Consider the following 17,657-nt stretch of genomic DNA (forward strand, 5'->3'; position numbering starts at 1 on the left):
TTTGCACTCAGGGCAGGGTCGTTACATCGAGAACACCGTCGGCGCGCATCCGCCATTTCGGATGATCGCCGGCGATCGCTGCTGTGAACCGGTGGTGGTAGAGCGGCAGCCAGGGCGGGTCCTGCCGGAGAGCCATGTAGCTCTGCCGGTGGATATCTTCGCGGGCAGCCGGATCGACGGTGCGGCGGGAGTGGTCGAGCAGAGACTCCACCGCGTCGTTCCGGTAGCCTTCCCACCAGGACCCGCGCACCCGGCTGTCGATCTTTTCGTACAGCACGCGGAAGGTGCTCATCGGGCTGGAATCGAAGACGCACATGTCGTGGATTTTCTTGTCCCGGATCTGCTCTGCATAAGCGACTCGGTCTTCAGTCGTGTGCACAATCAGTGAAACCCCTATCGGGGCCAACTGACGGGCGAGGGCGTTGGTCAGGGCCTGCGCTTCGTCCGGCAATCGGGTCGGGCAATCGACGCCCAGCACAAGGCCGTCGCCATAACCGGCCTCTGCAAGAAGGGTACGCGCGGTTGCGGGATCCGGCTCTAGGTCCTGCGGCTGCGGCGCGGCGCCGACATGGACATTGCTAACAAAACCGCCAAGCGGTGTTCCCGCGCCGCCGAGCACGTCGGCGATCAGGGCCGGCCTGTCGACCGCGAGTGTGATCGCGCGCCGGACACGAGGATCGCTGAACGGTCCGGATGCGGCATTCAGCAGGTAGATGATTGCAGTCGGGTCGAAATAATCATGGTGCGTTATGGCCTGGCCAAGCTGCGGCGTGTCTGCCGGCGACAGGCGGGTGGCCACCTGCGCCCGTCCGGTTGTGACTGCTTCCGCCCGGGCCTCTGACAGCGGCACACAATGCCAGATCAAATGATCCTGTGGCCGGGCGCCGCCCCACCAATCGGGGTTGGCCGCCATGCGGATCTCCCGTTCGGGTTCGGCGCCCTCGAACCGGAAAGCCCCGCTGCCGACAGGATGTTGCAGAAAGCCGGGGCTGTCCGCCAGATGGGGCGGCAGGGCATAGCCTGAAACCAGAATATCAAGCAGATCCGCCGTCGGCTCGACCGTCTCGATTGTCACGGTAAGTGGATCGGGGGCTGCGATGCGGGCACCGCCGAGATACTGGCCCCAGACAGCCGGTGCGCCGAGGGTGGCGCCGATGTCGGGCCGCTGCATGCGCTCGATGGAATATTTCATCGCGTCCGCATCGAGGGGGCTGCCGTCGTGAAAGCGCAGCCCCGGCCGGAGCCGGAACGTCCAGCGGCAGGCATCCTCAGCCAATGTCCAGCTCTCCGCCAGAGCGGGTATGAAGCGTCCGTCCGGGCCTCGCCGGACAAGTGCGTCGAACAGAGCTTCCAGCAACGCCAGGGTGTCCGAATTATCAGTACAGTCCTGCGGATCCACGAGTTCGATACGAGATTGCAGGATCGTTACGGTCGACGTCATTTTGTTCTCCCCGGCATGGAGCATATCGCGCCCGGGGGCCGGATTAGAAGCGTCAGCGGCACAGAAGGCAAAATACCTGCCTCAATGCTCACGGAAACCCCGGAAAAGATATCGCGAGACAGGCCCGAGGATGTAGTCGGCGGCGGTGCGTTCTTCGGTCAGAAGGGCGATGTCCGCCGCCATCCCGACTTTCAGGGCCGAGATCGCCTCCGGCGCGCTGCCGGCATCGAACCGCAGCCGCACCTCATAGAAGAGGAGGCCCGTCTTATTGTCTTCCAGCAGGTCGGCGGACACCCGCACCACCCGCGAATGCAGTGGTGGCCGGTCTTTCCAGTTATAGGCACGGATACGGATCTCGGCGACCTGTCCGCGATAGACAGCATCGATATCCGTTGCCTTGATGCGGGCATCCACGACCAGCTCTTCCTGCCGCGGGACGATGCTCAGAACGGCCTCGCCCGGCCGGACCACGCCGCCGAGCGTATGGAAGCCGAGATCGACGATCTCGCCGGAGGCCGGCGCCCGGATCTCCGTGTTGCGGAGCCGGGCGCGGGCGCTTTTCAACTGATGGCGCAATGTGGCGATCTCGTTGGAGGTCTGGGTCAGAGCTTCGGCGAGTTCTGTCTTGTTCTGGCTGCGGAACGCCGCGAGGTTGAACCTGGCGGCCGCAAGATTTTCTGCGGCCTGGGCGATCTTGCTTTGCAAGGCGTTCTGCTCGCCAAGAAGCGCCTCCCGTGCCCGCTTCAGGGCGAGCAGCCGGGGTTTGCGTTCGAGGCCCTTGCTCAGCAGGAGGGAAACATCCGCCGTTTCCTCTTCGATCATCGGCAGCTGCCGGGCGGTGGATTGAAGCTGCGCTTCAAGGGAGCGGCCTTCTTCCTCCAGCTCAGCAATCCGGCGGGCGAGGACCTGCTCCTTGCCGACCTGTTCCCGCCGCGCGGCCGTGAACAAGGTCTTTTCGATCTGCACGACCCGCTGTGCATCCAGATCGCTCCCGTCACGGGTCAGGTTCTCCGGCCAGTCCGGTTGGTCCATGTCGCGCAAGGCCGCCGACAGCCGCGCCTCACGACCGAGGGCCTGAAGCAGGTGTTTTCGGATCAGATCATGCTCGATCCATGCTTCGGCCGGATCGAAGCGCAGCAGGGGCTGTCCCGTTGTGACTGTCTGCCCGTTACCGACGAGAAGCTCCAGGATCCGGCCGCCGTCCCGGCTTTGCACCGTTTTCTTGTAGGACTGGACCAGCACGCGGCCCTCGGCCAGAACAGCGGCATTGATCGGCACCAGCCAGCTCCAGATGACGGTGCCGATGATGAATAGCGCGATGGCGGAAACCGCGGACAAGCAGATTTGACCGATGCGGGGAGCCGCTTCAGGGGCTCCTTGGTGATTTTTGGTGACTGCACTCATGATGCTGCTGTCGCGGACAGAATCGGGTCCGGGCGCGCGCAGGGTACCGGGGTGGCGATCCTGGCCACTGCACCGTGATCGAGCAGGACCACCCGATTCGCGCTGCGCAGCATTTCCGGGCGATGACTTGTGACGACAATTATCCGGCCCCGGTCTCTCAGCCACTTGAGGGTGGCGATCAGCGTCTTCAGCGCGCTGCTGTCCAGACTGCCATCCGGTTCGTCCAGGAGGATCAGTGCAGGGTCGCCATAGAGGGCCCGGGCAATACCGATCTGCTGCCGTTGACCGCCGGTCAGCCGTGCCCCGGGACCGTCTACCGGACTGTCGTAACCATTTGGGAGCCGTCCAATGACAGTGTGGATCCCGGCCAGCTCTGCCGCCTTGACCGTTGCCGCGGGGTCGTTCTCTGCCAGGCGGGCTATGACCGTGCGGACCGTGTCGCCAAGGAGCTGGACCGATTGTGGAAGATAGCCGACATGATGGCCGAAATCTTCCCGATTCCAGCTATGCGTGTCATGTCCGTCCAGAGTGATCGAGCCGGCGGTCGGCGTCCACATGCCGGCCATCAACTGAAGAAGCGTGGTCTTCCCTGCCGCCGCGGCGCCGGCGATGCAGATGAACTCCCCGCAGCCGACCTCCAGCGAAACACCCCGGACAGTGGGCTGATTGCTCCCGGCCGGAACGAAATAGACGTGATTGAGGGCAAGGCTGGAGCGGGGACGTGGCATGGGCATGGAAGAGCGCAGCAACCGGGGCGGTTTCGCCAGGGCGGCGGCAATGCGTCGGGTCGCGCCCGCTGCCGCAATCCAGTGCCGCCAGCGGTCGAGCATTTGTTCCAGCGGTGCCAGCGCCCGGACCAGGATGATGGAACTTGCCAGCAGCGTTCCGAAATCCGCCGCCTGTTCGAGCACCAGCAGCATGCCGCCCCCGAACACGGCCAGCTGGACCGTGAGGCGGATCCCCTTGGCGATACTCAGTACGGCAGCCTGACGCTGAGCTCCACGCAGATTGGCTGCGATCATCTGCCTGTTCCGGGCGCGCCATCGCCGGAAGATGCCGTCGAGCATTCCCATGGCATCAATGACCTCTGCGAAGCGCAAGGCGTCAGCGATTTCGCGATAGGCTCCTTCCGCACGTTCGCTGCTTTCCCGGACCGGTGCACGGGTCAGGAGATCATTCGCCACCGCAAGGATCAGCAGCGTCACTCCGGCACCGATGCCGAGCCAACCGAAAAACGGATGCAGCAGGAAGAGGGCGGCGACAAACATCGGCACCCATAGCAGGTCGAGCCCGGCGGTGAGGCCGCCTCCGGCGACAAAGTCGCGGAGCATTCCGATATCTTTCAGCAGCTCCGCCGGCCGGCCGCCGCGAAGGGATTGTGCTGCGATCGGCTCGATTGCTACATCGCCGAGCCGCTCCGCGAGCCAGCCGGAAAGCAGGTGATAAGTCCTGCTCCGGAGATAGTCGAGCACGACATAGAGAAGAACGGCGCCGCCAGCGAGAACCGACAGGCCGACAACCGTCGCGACGCTGCCGGTTGCAGTCACGCCGGAGAACAGCTTCATCATGTAAAGAGGCGGGACGAACATGGTGAGCGAAATGACGAAGCTCAACAGAATGCAGAGCAAAAGCCCCGGGATGCATTTCGCCACGATCGACTGAAGTGTCGGGATGTGCGAAGGGCGCGTTGGGAGATGCTCCGTCATCTCTATTAATCCAAAAATTCAACCAAAAAGTTTATAACACTGCCTGCGATCGTATGCGAATCGCACAGTAAACTGACGCTGATGCATGCGACGCCGTCGCGTTAACCCACCGTGATGTAGGAACTGATATTCCCGAGAAGATCGTCAGCACTGAGGCCATCGATCGTCACGACATTGCCGTTCCCGAAATCGATCACTGCATTTCCGATAGCATCGCTGGAAATTCGTCCGGCCAGATCTGCGGGTTCGGAGACCGGCAGGCCATTGATGCCGGTCGCGACCAGAATGCTGTCCGTGCCGGCGACGAAGTCATAAATGACGTCGACGCCGCTGTCGGTCCGGAACACGAACTGATCACCGCCGAGATTGCCATGCAGCGCGTCGTCTCCCGTGCCGCCATCCAGGACATCATTGTCCTGGCCGCCGAAGAGCGTATCCTGCCCGCCGCCGCCGACAACCGTGTCGTCCTGCTGGTTCCCATAGATGATATCCGATCCGGAATCGCCGTCGATCATGTCCGGATCGCGATTGCCCATGATCAGGTCGCTGTCGATGCCGCCGGAAATACAGTCTTCTCCCTGCCCGCCGAAGAGGCTGTTTGCGCCTTCCTCGGCGCCGAGCGTGTCACCCCCGGTATTTCCGTAGATAATGTCGTCGCCGAGTCCCCCGAGCAGGCTATCGGATCCGAGCCCGCCGCGGACGAGGTCGTCGCCCCGCCCGCCGTTCACGGTGTCATCGCCACTGCCGGCCTGAACCCTGTCGCTACCACCGCCGCCGGTGATCAGGGCATCGCCGTACCCCTGGATGACCAGAACCTTTCCGGTCTCGGAATCCGGATTGAGCGAGATCGAAATCTGTTCCCCATCTGGGGCCAGTGCGGTTGCAACCGTCGTTTCGTCCGGCACTAAGAACGGTGTCTGGTTCTCAAGGCCGGAAGAGCCGCCAGATGACGGAACCGTGACCGTTTCGATGGACCCATCCGACAGGCCGATCGTGTTGAGGAAATCGCGAATGAGCGTGCTTTGCTCCGCGTCAATGGACCGGTTTCCTATCGGATCGAACATGTCACCGACCAGAGATGCCACTTGTTGCTCCTTCCATTCGATCCTGCGTCACCGCGCCGGGATCACTTCTTCCGATAGCCCTGCGGGACGACCATGAACGTGTCCTGATAGTGCAGCCCGCCGGGTTTTTCCGCCCAGGTTCCGGGGTCGTATCCGACAATCTTCAGGCCGCTGTTCTCCAGCATCCCGGTCCATGTGGCGCGGGTATATCCGGCGAAAAAATCCTGCCCTTCGTAAGCGTAGTAGCAGCCCGGCTGTTCCTGGGATACCGCACGGTGCAGACCGGTGCGGCGGACGAAATCGAAGAAGAACTCGTCGATGATGAAACAGGTGATGTAGGCGCAACCACTGCCCTTCAGGACGCGGGACAGCTCCGACAGATAGGCGAAGCAATCGCGTTGCTGAAGGTGCGTGAAGAGGGATATGGCGAAGGCAAAGTCGACCTGTTCGCGGTCCAGCTCCGACAGGTGATAGTGATTGTCCGCGTTGGGTGCGCGGGGCTCGAAATAGTAATTGTTGACGGCTTCCCTGTGGATGAATTGCAAGCTGCCGGTGTCCGAGGCGATATTGTCCCGGCACCAGTCGAGACCCTCGGTCCAGACGTCGACACCGATATATGTGCCGCTGCCGAGATGGGCGGCGAACGGTATGGCCAGCCGGCCGCACCCGCAGCCGAGATCCAGCACCGTGTCGGTCGGCTCGACAGCGCCGCGCAGGGCCAGTTCGCCAAACAGATCGCACATCGTCGCGCGGAAATGCGCTGCATCCGGGCTGCCGACGACATTCATCAAATGCCGCGGTGGTATCCTGTCGGGCTCCAGCGACCAGCATTGCTCTATCGTGTGGCGGATGCGCTGGGTTTTCGCCGTGGCGGACTCCGTCTCCGATTGCAATGTGCGGATATAGGCACTGGTCGTGGGGAGCGGGGCACTCATCGCAATGCCTCCCGTTCCCTGCCGGCCGGTGTGCCGTGATACGGCCGACGGCGTCCCTGGCGGCGACCGAGCTTCGCGAAATGATCGAAGGCGTTTTTGAACTTCCCGTCCGCGACCGCCCGGGCGATGTCCGGATTTTCTGTCCTGTAGGCGGCTTCGTCGAAATCGGGTGGTGGCTGGATTACGGTCTTTTGCGTGTATTGGTCTGCCAGGCTGGACAGCTGTCGGATCAATGCGCCGGTCTCGACCGACAGGCCTCGCGTGCTTATGATCTCGGACACGGTCATCTGCAAAAGCACCCAGCGCCGGTCGAGTTCCTGTTCCTGTGCCATGCAGCGTGCCTTCAGGCTCTCGATTTCCGTTTCGAGCGCAGAGGCGGTGTGGCTTTCGGTGGGGTTGACCGGTACTGCCGCGCTCAGAAGGCGCGATCGCAAATCACCCAGCCCGTAGCCATGTCCGATCAGGCCGGCGAGCACTGCAAATCGGGGCTCGCTTGCCGCGCGCCGCAGATAGCGGTTCCGCAATATGGCACTGAAGGCAACGTGCGGATTGTCGTTTCCGCTGTTGGAATTTGCATAAGTGTCGTTGTGACCCGTGCCGGTGCGGTGGTGATAGTTCGCCAGTGCGAGCGGCAGGACGCCGATATCCGCCTCCATCAGGAAACGCAGATTGAAATCCCAGTCGCCGAGGACGGGTAGTGTCTCGTCGAACCCGTCAAGCCGTGCCCACACTCCGCGGCGAAACAGGAACGCGATCGGCGGGAACAGGTTGGCCACCGCCATTTCAGCGATCTGAACGTTGCAGAGCCAGTCGTTGAAGGGATGTCTGCCGCATTCTGCCACGGTGCCATCCGCGATGACTTCCTCGATGTAGGTGCTGTGGCAGACAACGCCGTCATACAGTTGCCCGTGTCTGTCTAGGAAAGCGACGGACTGTTCGAGGAAGCCGGGCTCCCAGCTGTCATCATCGTCGTGTATGACGATCAGATCGGAGGAGCAGGAGCGGATGCCGGCATTTGATGCCGCTTCCATGCCGAGACTCTGTTCGTGCGAAATGAAAATGATCCGGGTCGGGTCGACCAGTGACTCGTCCAGAACCTCGCGAACCGGCTCGGGGTCGCCACCATCATTGACGACAATCCAGAGAATGTTGCGATAGGACTGTCCAGCGACACTGCGCGCTGCCCGCTTCAGCAGCAGCGGCCGGTCCCTGGTTCGGGTAATGATCGCGACGGATGGCTCGTCGGGTTTTGGCGGGCAAGTGGCCTGTACCTGCAGTGACGTCTGTGCCCGTTGCCGCCGACTATCATCAAACTCGATGGCGGCCTGTCCCGGTCCCCAGAGCGCCTCATGGAGACGCTGTTTGGGGGTGTCGTCCGGCGTTCGGTCTTTCGCCGGCATCACGACCGAGACAGAACCGATCCGTCCAAGATCGATGGAACGGGGCTTCAGGGCGAGCAGCTGTATGTCCGCCGGTTCGGGCGCGGTGATCATGGCGGTGAGACGTGGCACGGCCAGTTCATAGGCCGCCATGATTTCGCGCGGGTTGTCAGAGGCATGGGCGGCGATATACGCGATGAGTCCTTCATAGGCGCCGTCGGGCAGCTCACGGTGGTTGCTGCGCTCTGGCCTTCCGTGCTGCACGGCCTCGATATCAGCGTGATCAATGCGCTCGACCGAGCGGATTGACGGCTCCAGCAGGCTCTCGATCAGGTGGCGGTGGAGGACCAGACCCGACACCGGGTTTTCCGGGTCGAAGCCCGGGCTGTCGAACATCAGTCCGGTCATTCGCCGGGGAGTCTTGCCGAGAACATTGGCCCGGTCGATGCAGCCGAAATAGAGACCCGACCAGTCCCAGTTCGGGAAGGCCTGTTCGAGCAAGAGCTGCTGGGTGCCGCGCCATCCGGTGTCGACCAGCACAAGGCGTTCGGCCGTTCCCGCCAGCGCATCGAGATAGTCCGAGAAGAGGCGGGACTGATGATGCAGGTGACGTCTGACGCGCTTCGCGGCCGGATTGTCGCTGCATAGGAATTCGTGAAGGGGCTGTTGCGGGACCGGTGGAAGATCGTCGAGGTTGCTGCATGGAGATTCCGCGCGGAGCAAGGCGCGGATTATCGTATCCAGACTCTCTCCATCAAGCTCTTGGCCGAGGGCCGTCAGGGCGAGGTCCGGCGCCGACCCGTACGCCGCTTTGCAGGCCATCAGACGGGAGGACCGGAGCGGCACGGCATGCGCAGGCAGCGTGTGACCGCGTCGCTTCAGCCATGTTTCATAAAGTGATTTGATCCGATGTCCGGCGCGCAGCACAAACAGGATGCGGTCGCGGCACGGGTCCGATTGCAGGAGGTGGGCATGCAGCCTGAGCAGGTAGAGATTGACGAGCGGACCAAGCAGGTCGCTTCCGACGTCTCTCAGGTTTCTTGGCCGTTTCTGGAGCCGGGTCATGGCGTAAAACCGCATTCAGGGCGGAGCCCGCCGGCAAACCGATCGATCCGGGCGCGGATTCTGGCAAAGCATTGACGGCGGGCCCGGATTTCTTCGTCCGGCAACGGGAGATAGAGTGACTGCCAGCCACAGCGCTTCGCGCCGCGGTAATCGCTCTCCAGATTGTCGCCGATATGCAAGGCGCGGCATGGCGGGACACGCAGTGACCGGGCCACATGCTCGAACATCCCGCCGCCGGCCTTGCTGCCGTGGCCATCCGCCGAGGAATACACCTTCGGGCGACGGCTGGAGATATTCTTTGCCGTGAGGATCTTTGAAATCTGCCGGCTCCCGAGATACATGTCCGAGAGAAACACCAGGCGGAGTCCGGGGAAGCGGTCTCTGATCCCGGCGATCAGCGGATTGAGGGAGACATCGCGGGTCTCGCATTCAAGCTCGGTCTTGGCATAGAGCGCAGCTGTGTCCGGCAGGTTGAGCAGCGCGCAAACAGTTCCGGCAATGGCATCGAGCGAGGGGTCGCCACCGATGGTGGTGTCGCGCCGCATTCCGTAGGCAGCGCGCGACGCAATAATACGGGCAAGCAGGACATCTTCCGGCGCGAAGCTCGTTGTCGTTCCAGCGTTGGAAAGCGATGTGTGAAATCGTTCCGAAACAGAGCAGAAGCGGCCCAGCTCCGATTTCGTCGATCTGAGCAGCGCAGTGTCAAACACATCGATCGAAAGCAGTTTGATGCTCTTGGACACGACAATCCGAGAGAGTGCATCGATGACTGCGGAACAGTTGGACGGGTCGTCATAATAGGAGCGCAGGCTGGCTGCTGCTGTCAGTCTTGCGAGATAGGGTGCCTGCCCCTGTCCGGTTGACGCACCTCTCCGACGCCCCGTGACGTCATCGATTTCCCTGTGCCTGTCCATCGGTCCTGGTCCTGCATCGATGAGCGCCTCTGCTCACGATGAAGGGAATGGTGCCACCATTGAATATGCAATTAAAGATTTATTTTCTGACTAAGTTATTCCCCATAAAAGGTTATTCAGTGTGTGATGAGAGATTGAGCCGGACAGTTTTCAGTTCAGGAAGTCCGGCTCTTCCTTTTCCAGCATCCGGCGCAGCGCCTTGAAGTGCCGGTCGGCGACCCGGGCATTTTCCGTCGAGGCCTGCTGGCGGGTATGGGAGCGGACCCGCTCCGAGATGGTGCGCATTTTCTGGCCGGTGGATTTCGCCAGGACCTGCACCTTGGCGGCTCGCTCCAGATAATAGAGATCGTTGAACGTGTCCTGCACGGTCGCGCCGGTGGTGATGATGCCGTGGCAGGCGAGGAACAGGATCGCGTTATTACCGATCTTACTCGCCATCCGCGCGCCTTCGTCCTCGTCCAGCGCCAGGCCCTCATATTCATCGTCATAGGCGATACGGCCGTCGAACATCAGCGCGTTCTGCTCGCACATCTCGAGCCGCCCGCCTTCCAGCAGGGTCAGGGCGGTGGCATAGGGCATGTGCGTGTGCATGATGCAGACCGCGCTCGGCACGTTCTTGTGCATCTGGCTGTGAATGAAGAAGGCTGTGTCCTCGACCGTCTCCGATCCTTCCAGCACGGTGCCGTCACCGTCGCAGAGCACCATCGAGGAGGCGGTGACTTCCGACCAGTGCCAGCCGAACGGATTGATCAGGAAGCGGTTGCCGCGCATCACCCCGTCATCGTCGGGCAGGGCCAGGGAGAAGTGATTGTCGACGCCTTCATTAAGACCCATGCGGGCGGACCAGCGCAATGAACAGGCGAGGTCGATGCGGGCTTGCTGGATGTCTGTGGTCATGGTTGCTCCCTCTCCAAGGCAGGCTTATCTGCACGTAAGAATTTGTTGTTTTGCCGAAGATAGACCGGGCGTTAGGGTCCCGTGAAGTGCCAAGCGGTGCACGGTACCGGCACGGGCCGGCGTCAATTTCAGAAAGTGATGGGGGCGGAATGGCCGAGAAAAGCTGCGCTGACACAATTGTCGGGCTGATGGAAAGCTACGGGATCGACACGATCTTCGGGATCCCGGGCGTGCATACCGTGGCTTTCTACCGGGCACTGGTCTCGAGCGGTTTGCGTCACGTGACGCCACGGCATGAGCAGGGCGCGGCGCTGATGGCTTATGGCTATGGCCTGGCGACCGGCCGTCCCGCAGCCTGTTCCGTTATCACCGGCCCGGGTCTGCTGAACGCCGCGACCGGGATCGGTCAGGCTTATTCGGATTCCGTGCCGATGCTGGTTGTCGCCGCCGCGAACAAGAGCAATGAGCTCGGCATGGGGCAGGGCTTCCTGCACGAGATGCCGAACCAGAATGATGCGGCGCGGACCGTCACCGCCTTCAATCATCAACTGCGGGCTCCGGAAAACCTGCCGGAGGTGTTTGCGCAGACCTTTGCCCGGTTCGACAGCGGGCGTCCCCGGCCCGTTGGGCTGGAGGTGCCACGTGAGCTGTTCGACCAGACTGCCATTGTCGATGCCGTCGCATGGCCACGAACGCCAAAGCCCGGGCCTGACGCCAGCGCTGTCAGCGAGACGGCGGACCTCCTCTCCAATGCGGAACAGCCAGTATTACTGCTTGGCGGCGGGGCGAAATGGGCCGGGGCCGAAGCGCTGGCGCTGGCTGAACGACTTGGTGCTCTGGTCGTGACCACGACGGCGGCCAAGGGGGTGATCCCGGAGTTCCACCCGCTTAGCGCCGGGGCGACGCTTGAGCTTGAGCCGACCCAGCGGGCGCTTGCGGCTGCCGATATCGTGCTCGCTGTCGGCTCAGAGTTGGCGGAGACCAGTTTCTGGACGAGTGCTGCGAGCATCCGGCTCGGCGATAAATTGATCCGCGTCGATATTGACCCGGCGCAGCTTGTACGCGGTTTCAGGCCCGATCTCGCGATCCTCGGCGACGCCGCTCTGACCATGGCCGCTCTGACGGAGCGCCTTGGCGGCGCGCCTGCTGCCGGTACTGAAGAACGCGCGGCACGGCTCTGGAGTGAGAACCGTGCGGTGCACGAAACACCCGATACGATGAACCGCTGCCGCATGCTCGATATGCTGGCTGAATACCTGCCGGAAGATTGCTTTATCTCCCTCGATTCGACGCAGGTCGCCTATACCGGCGCTTCCTACTTCCGGATCGATCATCCTAATGGATGGCATTTCCCGAACGGCTTCGGAACGCTCGGCACCGGGGTGCCGACGGCGATCGGCGCGAAACTCGGGGCGCCGGAGCGGCCGGCCATGGCGATTGCCGGCGATGGCGGTCTGTTGTTCACGGCGGAAGAACTGATCGTCGCGGCGGAGCTGCGCATGCCCTTGCCCGTGCTTGTCTGGAACAATGGCGGCTATGGCGAGATCCGTGATCACATGATTGATGCGGGTGTGCAACCGCTTGGCACGGATTTGCTTGTGCCGGATTTCTCCGCGCTCGCGGCAGCCTATCATTGCGATTATGCCCTGCCCGAAAGTGCGGAAGGCTTCGGCAATGCACTCGCCGAAGCCTTCGCGGCGGCCGGCCCGACCCTGATCGAACTCAGGTCGGACGCCGCGTTTCTAAATGCGTGAGACTAGCTGCCGAGCAGCTCTTTGGCCTTTTCGAGGATCGGCTCCGGCAACCGCGTCGGCTTGCGGGCGTCGAGGTCGAGATGCACACCGAACTGGCTGAGCTCGGCAAGCCGGGTGTTTCTGGTCGTGTCCATCAACCGGTGCACCATCCGGATCGAGGATGAGCCGACATGGGCCACCGTGCTGTCGATATGCACCAGATCGCCACTATCCGGCCAGTGATCCATCTCGATCTGGAATTCGAAGGTCGAGAAACCGCGGCGATTATCCCGCAGGTAGGACGGCGTCATGCCAATGTTCGCAAGCGCATGAAAACCCGAGCCGGAGAACTGGTGGATCAGTCCGCCGAGTCCAAGCTTGCCGGTCCAGTCGAGATCACTTGGCCGCACCACATCCATGCCGGCACGAACCCATTTCGCCGATCCGCCTGCTGGCGCCCGCTCTTCTTTTGCAGGGCCGTCCCATCCGGCTTCGGACCCGGTCAGCGCGGCACCATCCAGTGTCTGCTCCATCGTGGTGCAGAGCTTGCCCGTTTCTGAATTAAAGAGCTTGTGCGCGATGACGGGCCGAAGCCCGGTCTGGATCAGCCCCGTTTCGATATGGAACAGGTCGCCCTTGCGTAGTTCGGCAAGGTAGCGCGTATAGCAATCGGTCGTGCGCACCTTTGTCGGGTCGACTTTGTGGTCACGCAGGAAGCGCCAGGCTGACGCTTCGAATTTCTCGTAGTAGTAGGCAACGGTAAAATGCTCGACGACGTCGCACTCCCAAGCTTTGACGTCCCCCCGGAAAGTCTCGGCGAATCCAACACTCATAATCATGATCCAAGTCTGCAAAATTTGAGCGAAACTATAGACAATGCAACTTCAGGCACGTCAATTCCTTAATTTGGGTGGCATGATGTTGCTAATACTTGAAAAAGTTGGAGATTCGGGCGATACGCCAGAGTCGTCATCGCGCGATGACTGTTGGGGTTTTGCAGGAAAATCAAAAGTTGATAGATTCGCAATGCCGCAGGATGGTCAATAAATTGTTAGAAATTTCATGGTTTAACAAGGTCTGAGACTTTTTCGCGCGTGTTCGTGGGGGGACTGGTTTGGCGGGTGGATGGCGACAGCACAAGCTTGTGAGGCGCGTAAAACGCGTCTGGTACGCCTTTCTGCGCACCCTCGCGGTTGACGAGACGAAGCTCGATATCGATTTCGAACTCGAGGAACCGGAACCCGAAGAAGAGGAAGTCCTCGGTCCGTGGCATCCCAAGACCATCGAGATGATCGAGACTATCTGGGGCAAGGGATTCAATATGCCGGGTGGCGCACAGCACGCCCTGACCCTCGCCAAACCGTTCGCGCTCGACAACCAGATGAACCTGCTCGACCTGACCAGCGGGATGGGCGGCGGCACAATCGCAGTCACCAGCCAGTTCGGATGCTATGCGACCCTGCTTGAGAATGTTCCGGAACTGTCGGAGATCTCCAAGCGCAATATCGACATGTCGGACACCAGATCCAAGATCAAGCTGCAGGACTATGATCCGGCAGAGATCACCCTCAAGGCAAACAGCTTTGACTGTATCCTGACACGGGAATTCCTGTTCCGGACAGAAGACAAGACCCGGATTCTGCGCGTTCTGAAGCGGGCACTGCGCATGTATGGTCAATTGTCGCTGACGGACTTCATGCTGCCGCCTGGCAAGGAGCCATCTGCCGCAGTCAACAAGTGGATCAAGAACGATCCGTTTCCGATCCATCTCTGGTCTCTGGACCGCTATGAAACGGAAATTGCCGCTTTGGAGCTTGATGTCCGGGTCTCCGAGGATATCAGCAAGGACTATTACGGTTACATGACGCGGGCCTTCCAGAGCTTCATCGATCGCTACCAGGACGGCCGGATCAAGGCTACGCCTGGTCAGCTTGAGATTTTGATGAAAGAGGTTGAACGCTGGGCCCGGCTGGCGGCGTTGCTTGAAGCCGGCGATCTTCGTCTGTATCGCTATTTCGCCCTGAAGCCGGTGAAAGCCTGAACCGGGAACTGGACCGGCAAGGGGTATTTTTCCGAGGATCAGGCGTTGACATAGTATAAGCGTCACCATATGTTCCGCGCTTCTCGAAGGCAGCTGGCCTTTCCGACTGAATTTTTTGGACTCGTGTCATGAAAATCGCGAATTCGATCAAGACGCTGAGAAAGCGGGACCGTAATTGTCGCGTTGTTCGCCGCAAGGGCCGGACTTACGTGATCAATAAGCAGAATCCGCGTTTCAAGGCACGCCAGGGCTAACAGCTCCGGTCTGATCCGAAATAGGCGGCCGTCCGCAAGGATCGCCGCCTTTTTCATGGCTGGAATTGGCTTTCCGTATCGTGGGATCAGATCTTCTCATGCGGAATAATGACGCCAGATTGCTCCTCGCATCCGACCGCCTTATTGTGGCGTGAAACGAATAGGGGAGAGCGCTATGCAAATGCCGGAGCCGGACCAGTCCGTTATCGGCCGTCGCGAGGAAATCGCGGCCGCGCTCAGGATGATTGTACCCGGAGAGGGTGTGGTCACCGAGACCGACTCGATGCGCGTCTACGAGACAGATGGTCTCTCCGCCTACCGTCAGCTGCCGATGATCGTGGTGTTGCCGGAGACAACGCAGCAGGTCGCCGAGATCCTGCGCTACTGCAAGTCCGAGGGTGTGAAGGTCGTACCGCGCGGTGCGGGAACCGGATTGTCCGGTGGCGCCTTGCCGCTTGCGGACGGTGTTCTGATCGGGCTTGGCAAGTTCAACCGGATACTCGAAATCGACTACGACAACCGCGCGGTGGTCACCCAGCCGGGCGTGACCAATCTCGGCATCACCCATGCGGTGCAGGATGACGGCTTCTATTACGCGCCGGACCCCTCCAGCCAGATCGCTTGTTCGATCGGCGGCAATATCGCGGAGAATTCCGGCGGCGTGCACAGCCTGAAATACGGCCTGACCACCAACAATGTGCTCGGGGTCGAGTTTGTCACTATCGATGGCGAGATCCTGCGCTTCGGCGGCAAGCACCTGGAGGCGGACGGCTATGACTTCCTCGGCCTGATTACCGGCTCCGAAGGTCTGCTGGGCGTGGTCACGGAGGTCACCGTACGGATCCTGCGCAAGCCGTCGACGGCACGTGCCGTGCTGGTCGGCTTCCCGACACCGGAAGAGGCCGGCGCCTGCGTCGCGGCGGTGATCGGAGCCGGGATCATTCCGGGCGGCATGGAGATGATGGACAATCCGGCGATCAATGCGGCGGAGGATTTCGTTCATGCCGGGTATCCTCGTGATGTCGGTGCACTTCTGATCGTGGAGCTCGACGGCCCCGAGGTCGAGGTCGATTACCTGATCGGCCGGGTGCGGGAGATCGCTGAGGCGAACGGTGCGACCGAGGTCCGGATCAGCGAGAGCGAGGAAGAGCGCAATACCTTCTGGGCCGGACGCAAGGCCGCGTTCCCGGCCGTCGGCCGGATTTCGCCCGATTACATCTGCATGGACGGCACCATCCCGCGCAAGCAGCTTCCGGAAATCCTGACCCGGATGAGCGCGATGTCGAAGAAGCACAATCTCCGGGTCGCCAATGTCTTCCATGCCGGTGACGGCAACCTGCATCCGCTGATCCTGTTCGACGCAAACAAGGAGGGCGAGCTGGAACGGGCCGAGGCGTTCGGCGCCGACATCCTGACGGCCTGTGTCGAACTTGGCGGCGTTCTGACCGGCGAGCACGGTGTCGGCGTCGAGAAGCGGGACCTGATGGGGGCCATGTTCACGGAGGCCGATCTGAACCAGCAGCAGCGGGTCAAATGCGCCTTCGACCCGGACGGTTTGCTCAATCCGGGCAAGGTCTTCCCGCAATTGCATCGCTGCGCCGAACTCGGCCGGATGCATGTCAGTGCGGGCCAGCTGCCATTTCCCGACATTCCGCGATTTTGATGTCGATCAATGATCTGTCCGGTTTGCGGGCGCCAGATAGGCGATCGGCGGGACCGGCCGATCAGGGAGACTTGAAATGACAGATGTGACGAGACCTGCCGCTGCCAAACGGAGACCGGCCGCCACGGCGAAGAGCAAGACGAACGCTGCGCCTGCTGCGGATGTTGTGACTGATGACGCGGCCGACACCAGAGCCGCCCATGCCTCGGCCGGGCAGACATTGCATCATCTCGCCGAGATGCGGCATAGCCCGGAAGAGATCCACCGGATTTTCGAGTCCGGCGAATATCCCTACCGCGAGAAGATAAAGCGGGCCGTCTATGAGCGTCAGAAAGCCAGTCTGCAGGCGGAACTGCTGAAGGCGCAACGCTGGATCCAGGATACCGACCAGAAGGTGGTCATTCTGTTCGAGGGACGGGATGCGGCCGGGAAGGGTGGCACGATCAAGCGCTTCATGGAACATCTGAACCCGCGCGGTGCTCACGTCGTCGCACTCGACAAGCCGACCAACCGGGAAAAGAGCCAGTGGTTCTTCCAGCGCTATATCGAGCATCTGCCTGCGGGTGGCGAGTTGGTGATGTTCGACCGCTCCTGGTACAACCGGGCCGGCGTCGAGCGGGTGATGGGGTTCTGCTCGCCGTCGGATTATCTGGAATTCATGCGCCAGACCCCGGTGCTGGAGCAGATGCTGACCCGCTCCGGCATCCGGCTGTACAAATACTGGTTCTCGGTTACCCAGGAAGAACAGAAGCGGCGCTTCAAGGCGCGGGAGACCGATCCGCTGAAGCAGTGGAAGCTGTCGCCGATCGACCTGGCCTCGCTGGACAAATGGTCCGACTATACCGAGGCCAAGGAGGCGATGTTCTTCTATACGGATACCGCCGATGCGCCCTGGACCATCGTCAAGTCGGACGACAAGAAACGCGCCCGGCTGGCCTGCATGCAGCACTTTCTGGCCAGCCTGCCCTATGACAACAAGGACCGGCGGATCGTGCGCGGGCCCGATCCGCTGATCGTCGGTGCCGGCTCCCATGTTGTCAGCGACGATCATCACATCCTCGGCAAATCGCTGCATCCGGATCAGCAGCGCAGCCGGGACAATGGCGCATCAGCCAGAACGGAATAGCGGCGGCGGGCCGCATCGGGACACCAGGGACGAGA

At 61.5% G+C, this 17,657-nt stretch carries 14 protein-coding genes; 5 read left to right on the plus strand and 9 right to left on the minus strand.

Annotated features, from left to right (window positions below; all coding sequences use genetic code 11):
- Positions 1-7: 7 nt before the first annotated feature.
- The 8 genes from RH950_RS10390 to RH950_RS10425 all read right to left on the minus strand — a co-directional run bounded on the left by RH950_RS10390 (position 8) and on the right by RH950_RS10425 (position 10,805).
- A complete protein-coding gene (locus RH950_RS10390; protein WP_350056395.1) occupies positions 8-1,441 on the minus strand; it encodes an ABC transporter substrate-binding protein in 1,434 nt (477 codons plus the stop codon).
- An 81-nt stretch (positions 1,442-1,522) separates the two neighbouring features.
- Positions 1,523-2,779, minus strand: coding sequence for an HlyD family type I secretion periplasmic adaptor subunit (locus RH950_RS10395; protein ID WP_350056397.1), 1,257 nt, complete (start codon positions 2,777-2,779; stop codon positions 1,523-1,525).
- Positions 2,780-2,841: 62 nt separating this feature from the next.
- On the minus strand, positions 2,842-4,551 hold the full coding sequence (locus RH950_RS10400) for a type I secretion system permease/ATPase (RefSeq protein WP_350056399.1): 1,710 nt from the start codon (positions 4,549-4,551) through the stop codon (positions 2,842-2,844).
- 101 nt (positions 4,552-4,652) lie between these two features.
- Positions 4,653-5,636: a calcium-binding protein gene (locus tag RH950_RS10405; protein ID WP_350056401.1), complete on the minus strand. Its 984-nt coding sequence runs from the start codon at positions 5,634-5,636 to the stop codon at positions 4,653-4,655.
- A gap of 41 nt (positions 5,637-5,677) precedes the next feature.
- Entirely contained in the window at positions 5,678-6,550 is an 873-nt protein-coding gene (locus tag RH950_RS10410; RefSeq protein WP_350056403.1) for a class I SAM-dependent methyltransferase, read from the minus strand.
- Positions 6,547-8,994 carry a glycosyltransferase family 2 protein gene (locus RH950_RS10415; RefSeq protein WP_350056405.1) on the minus strand — a complete coding sequence of 816 codons (2,448 nt, stop codon included), beginning with the start codon at positions 8,992-8,994 and terminating at the stop codon, positions 6,547-6,549. The genes RH950_RS10410 and RH950_RS10415 overlap by 4 nt, the downstream gene beginning before the upstream one ends.
- A complete protein-coding gene (locus RH950_RS10420) occupies positions 8,991-9,908 on the minus strand; it encodes an HAD-IA family hydrolase (protein WP_350056407.1) in 918 nt (305 codons plus the stop codon). The genes RH950_RS10415 and RH950_RS10420 overlap by 4 nt, the downstream gene beginning before the upstream one ends.
- 150 nt (positions 9,909-10,058) lie before the next feature.
- A complete protein-coding gene (locus tag RH950_RS10425; protein WP_350056409.1) occupies positions 10,059-10,805 on the minus strand; it encodes an aldolase in 747 nt (248 codons plus the stop codon).
- Positions 10,806-10,954: 149 nt separating this feature from the next.
- Here RH950_RS10425 and RH950_RS10430 point away from each other — a divergent pair, with 149 nt between their 5' ends.
- Positions 10,955-12,559 (plus strand): 5-guanidino-2-oxopentanoate decarboxylase, encoded by a 1,605-nt coding sequence (locus tag RH950_RS10430; protein WP_350056411.1) that lies wholly within the window; start codon positions 10,955-10,957, stop codon positions 12,557-12,559.
- Between the two features lie 2 nt (positions 12,560-12,561).
- On the opposite strand, the gene RH950_RS10435 is transcribed toward RH950_RS10430, so the two are convergent.
- A complete protein-coding gene (locus tag RH950_RS10435) occupies positions 12,562-13,371 on the minus strand; it encodes a thioesterase family protein (protein ID WP_350056413.1) in 810 nt (269 codons plus the stop codon).
- A 311-nt stretch (positions 13,372-13,682) separates the two neighbouring features.
- On the opposite strand from RH950_RS10435, the gene RH950_RS10440 reads away from it, so the two are divergent.
- From RH950_RS10440 to ppk2, 4 genes are all read left to right on the plus strand, one after another.
- Positions 13,683-14,579, plus strand: a complete 897-nt coding sequence (locus RH950_RS10440) for a methyltransferase domain-containing protein (protein ID WP_350056415.1) — start codon at positions 13,683-13,685, stop codon at positions 14,577-14,579.
- A 128-nt stretch (positions 14,580-14,707) separates the two neighbouring features.
- Complete coding sequence (gene ykgO / locus RH950_RS10445; RefSeq protein WP_028467147.1) at positions 14,708-14,833, plus strand: type B 50S ribosomal protein L36; 126 nt, start codon at positions 14,708-14,710, stop codon at positions 14,831-14,833.
- A 175-nt stretch (positions 14,834-15,008) separates the two neighbouring features.
- A complete protein-coding gene (locus tag RH950_RS10450; protein WP_350056417.1) occupies positions 15,009-16,496 on the plus strand; it encodes an FAD-linked oxidase C-terminal domain-containing protein in 1,488 nt (495 codons plus the stop codon).
- 76 nt (positions 16,497-16,572) lie between these two features.
- Positions 16,573-17,622: a polyphosphate kinase 2 gene (gene ppk2, locus RH950_RS10455; protein WP_350056419.1), complete on the plus strand. Its 1,050-nt coding sequence runs from the start codon at positions 16,573-16,575 to the stop codon at positions 17,620-17,622.
- The last annotated feature ends 35 nt before the right edge of the window (positions 17,623-17,657 follow it).

Source organism: Nisaea sp. (assembly GCF_040217065.1).
In the GTDB taxonomy this organism is placed as follows: domain Bacteria; phylum Pseudomonadota; class Alphaproteobacteria; order Thalassobaculales; family Thalassobaculaceae; genus Nisaea.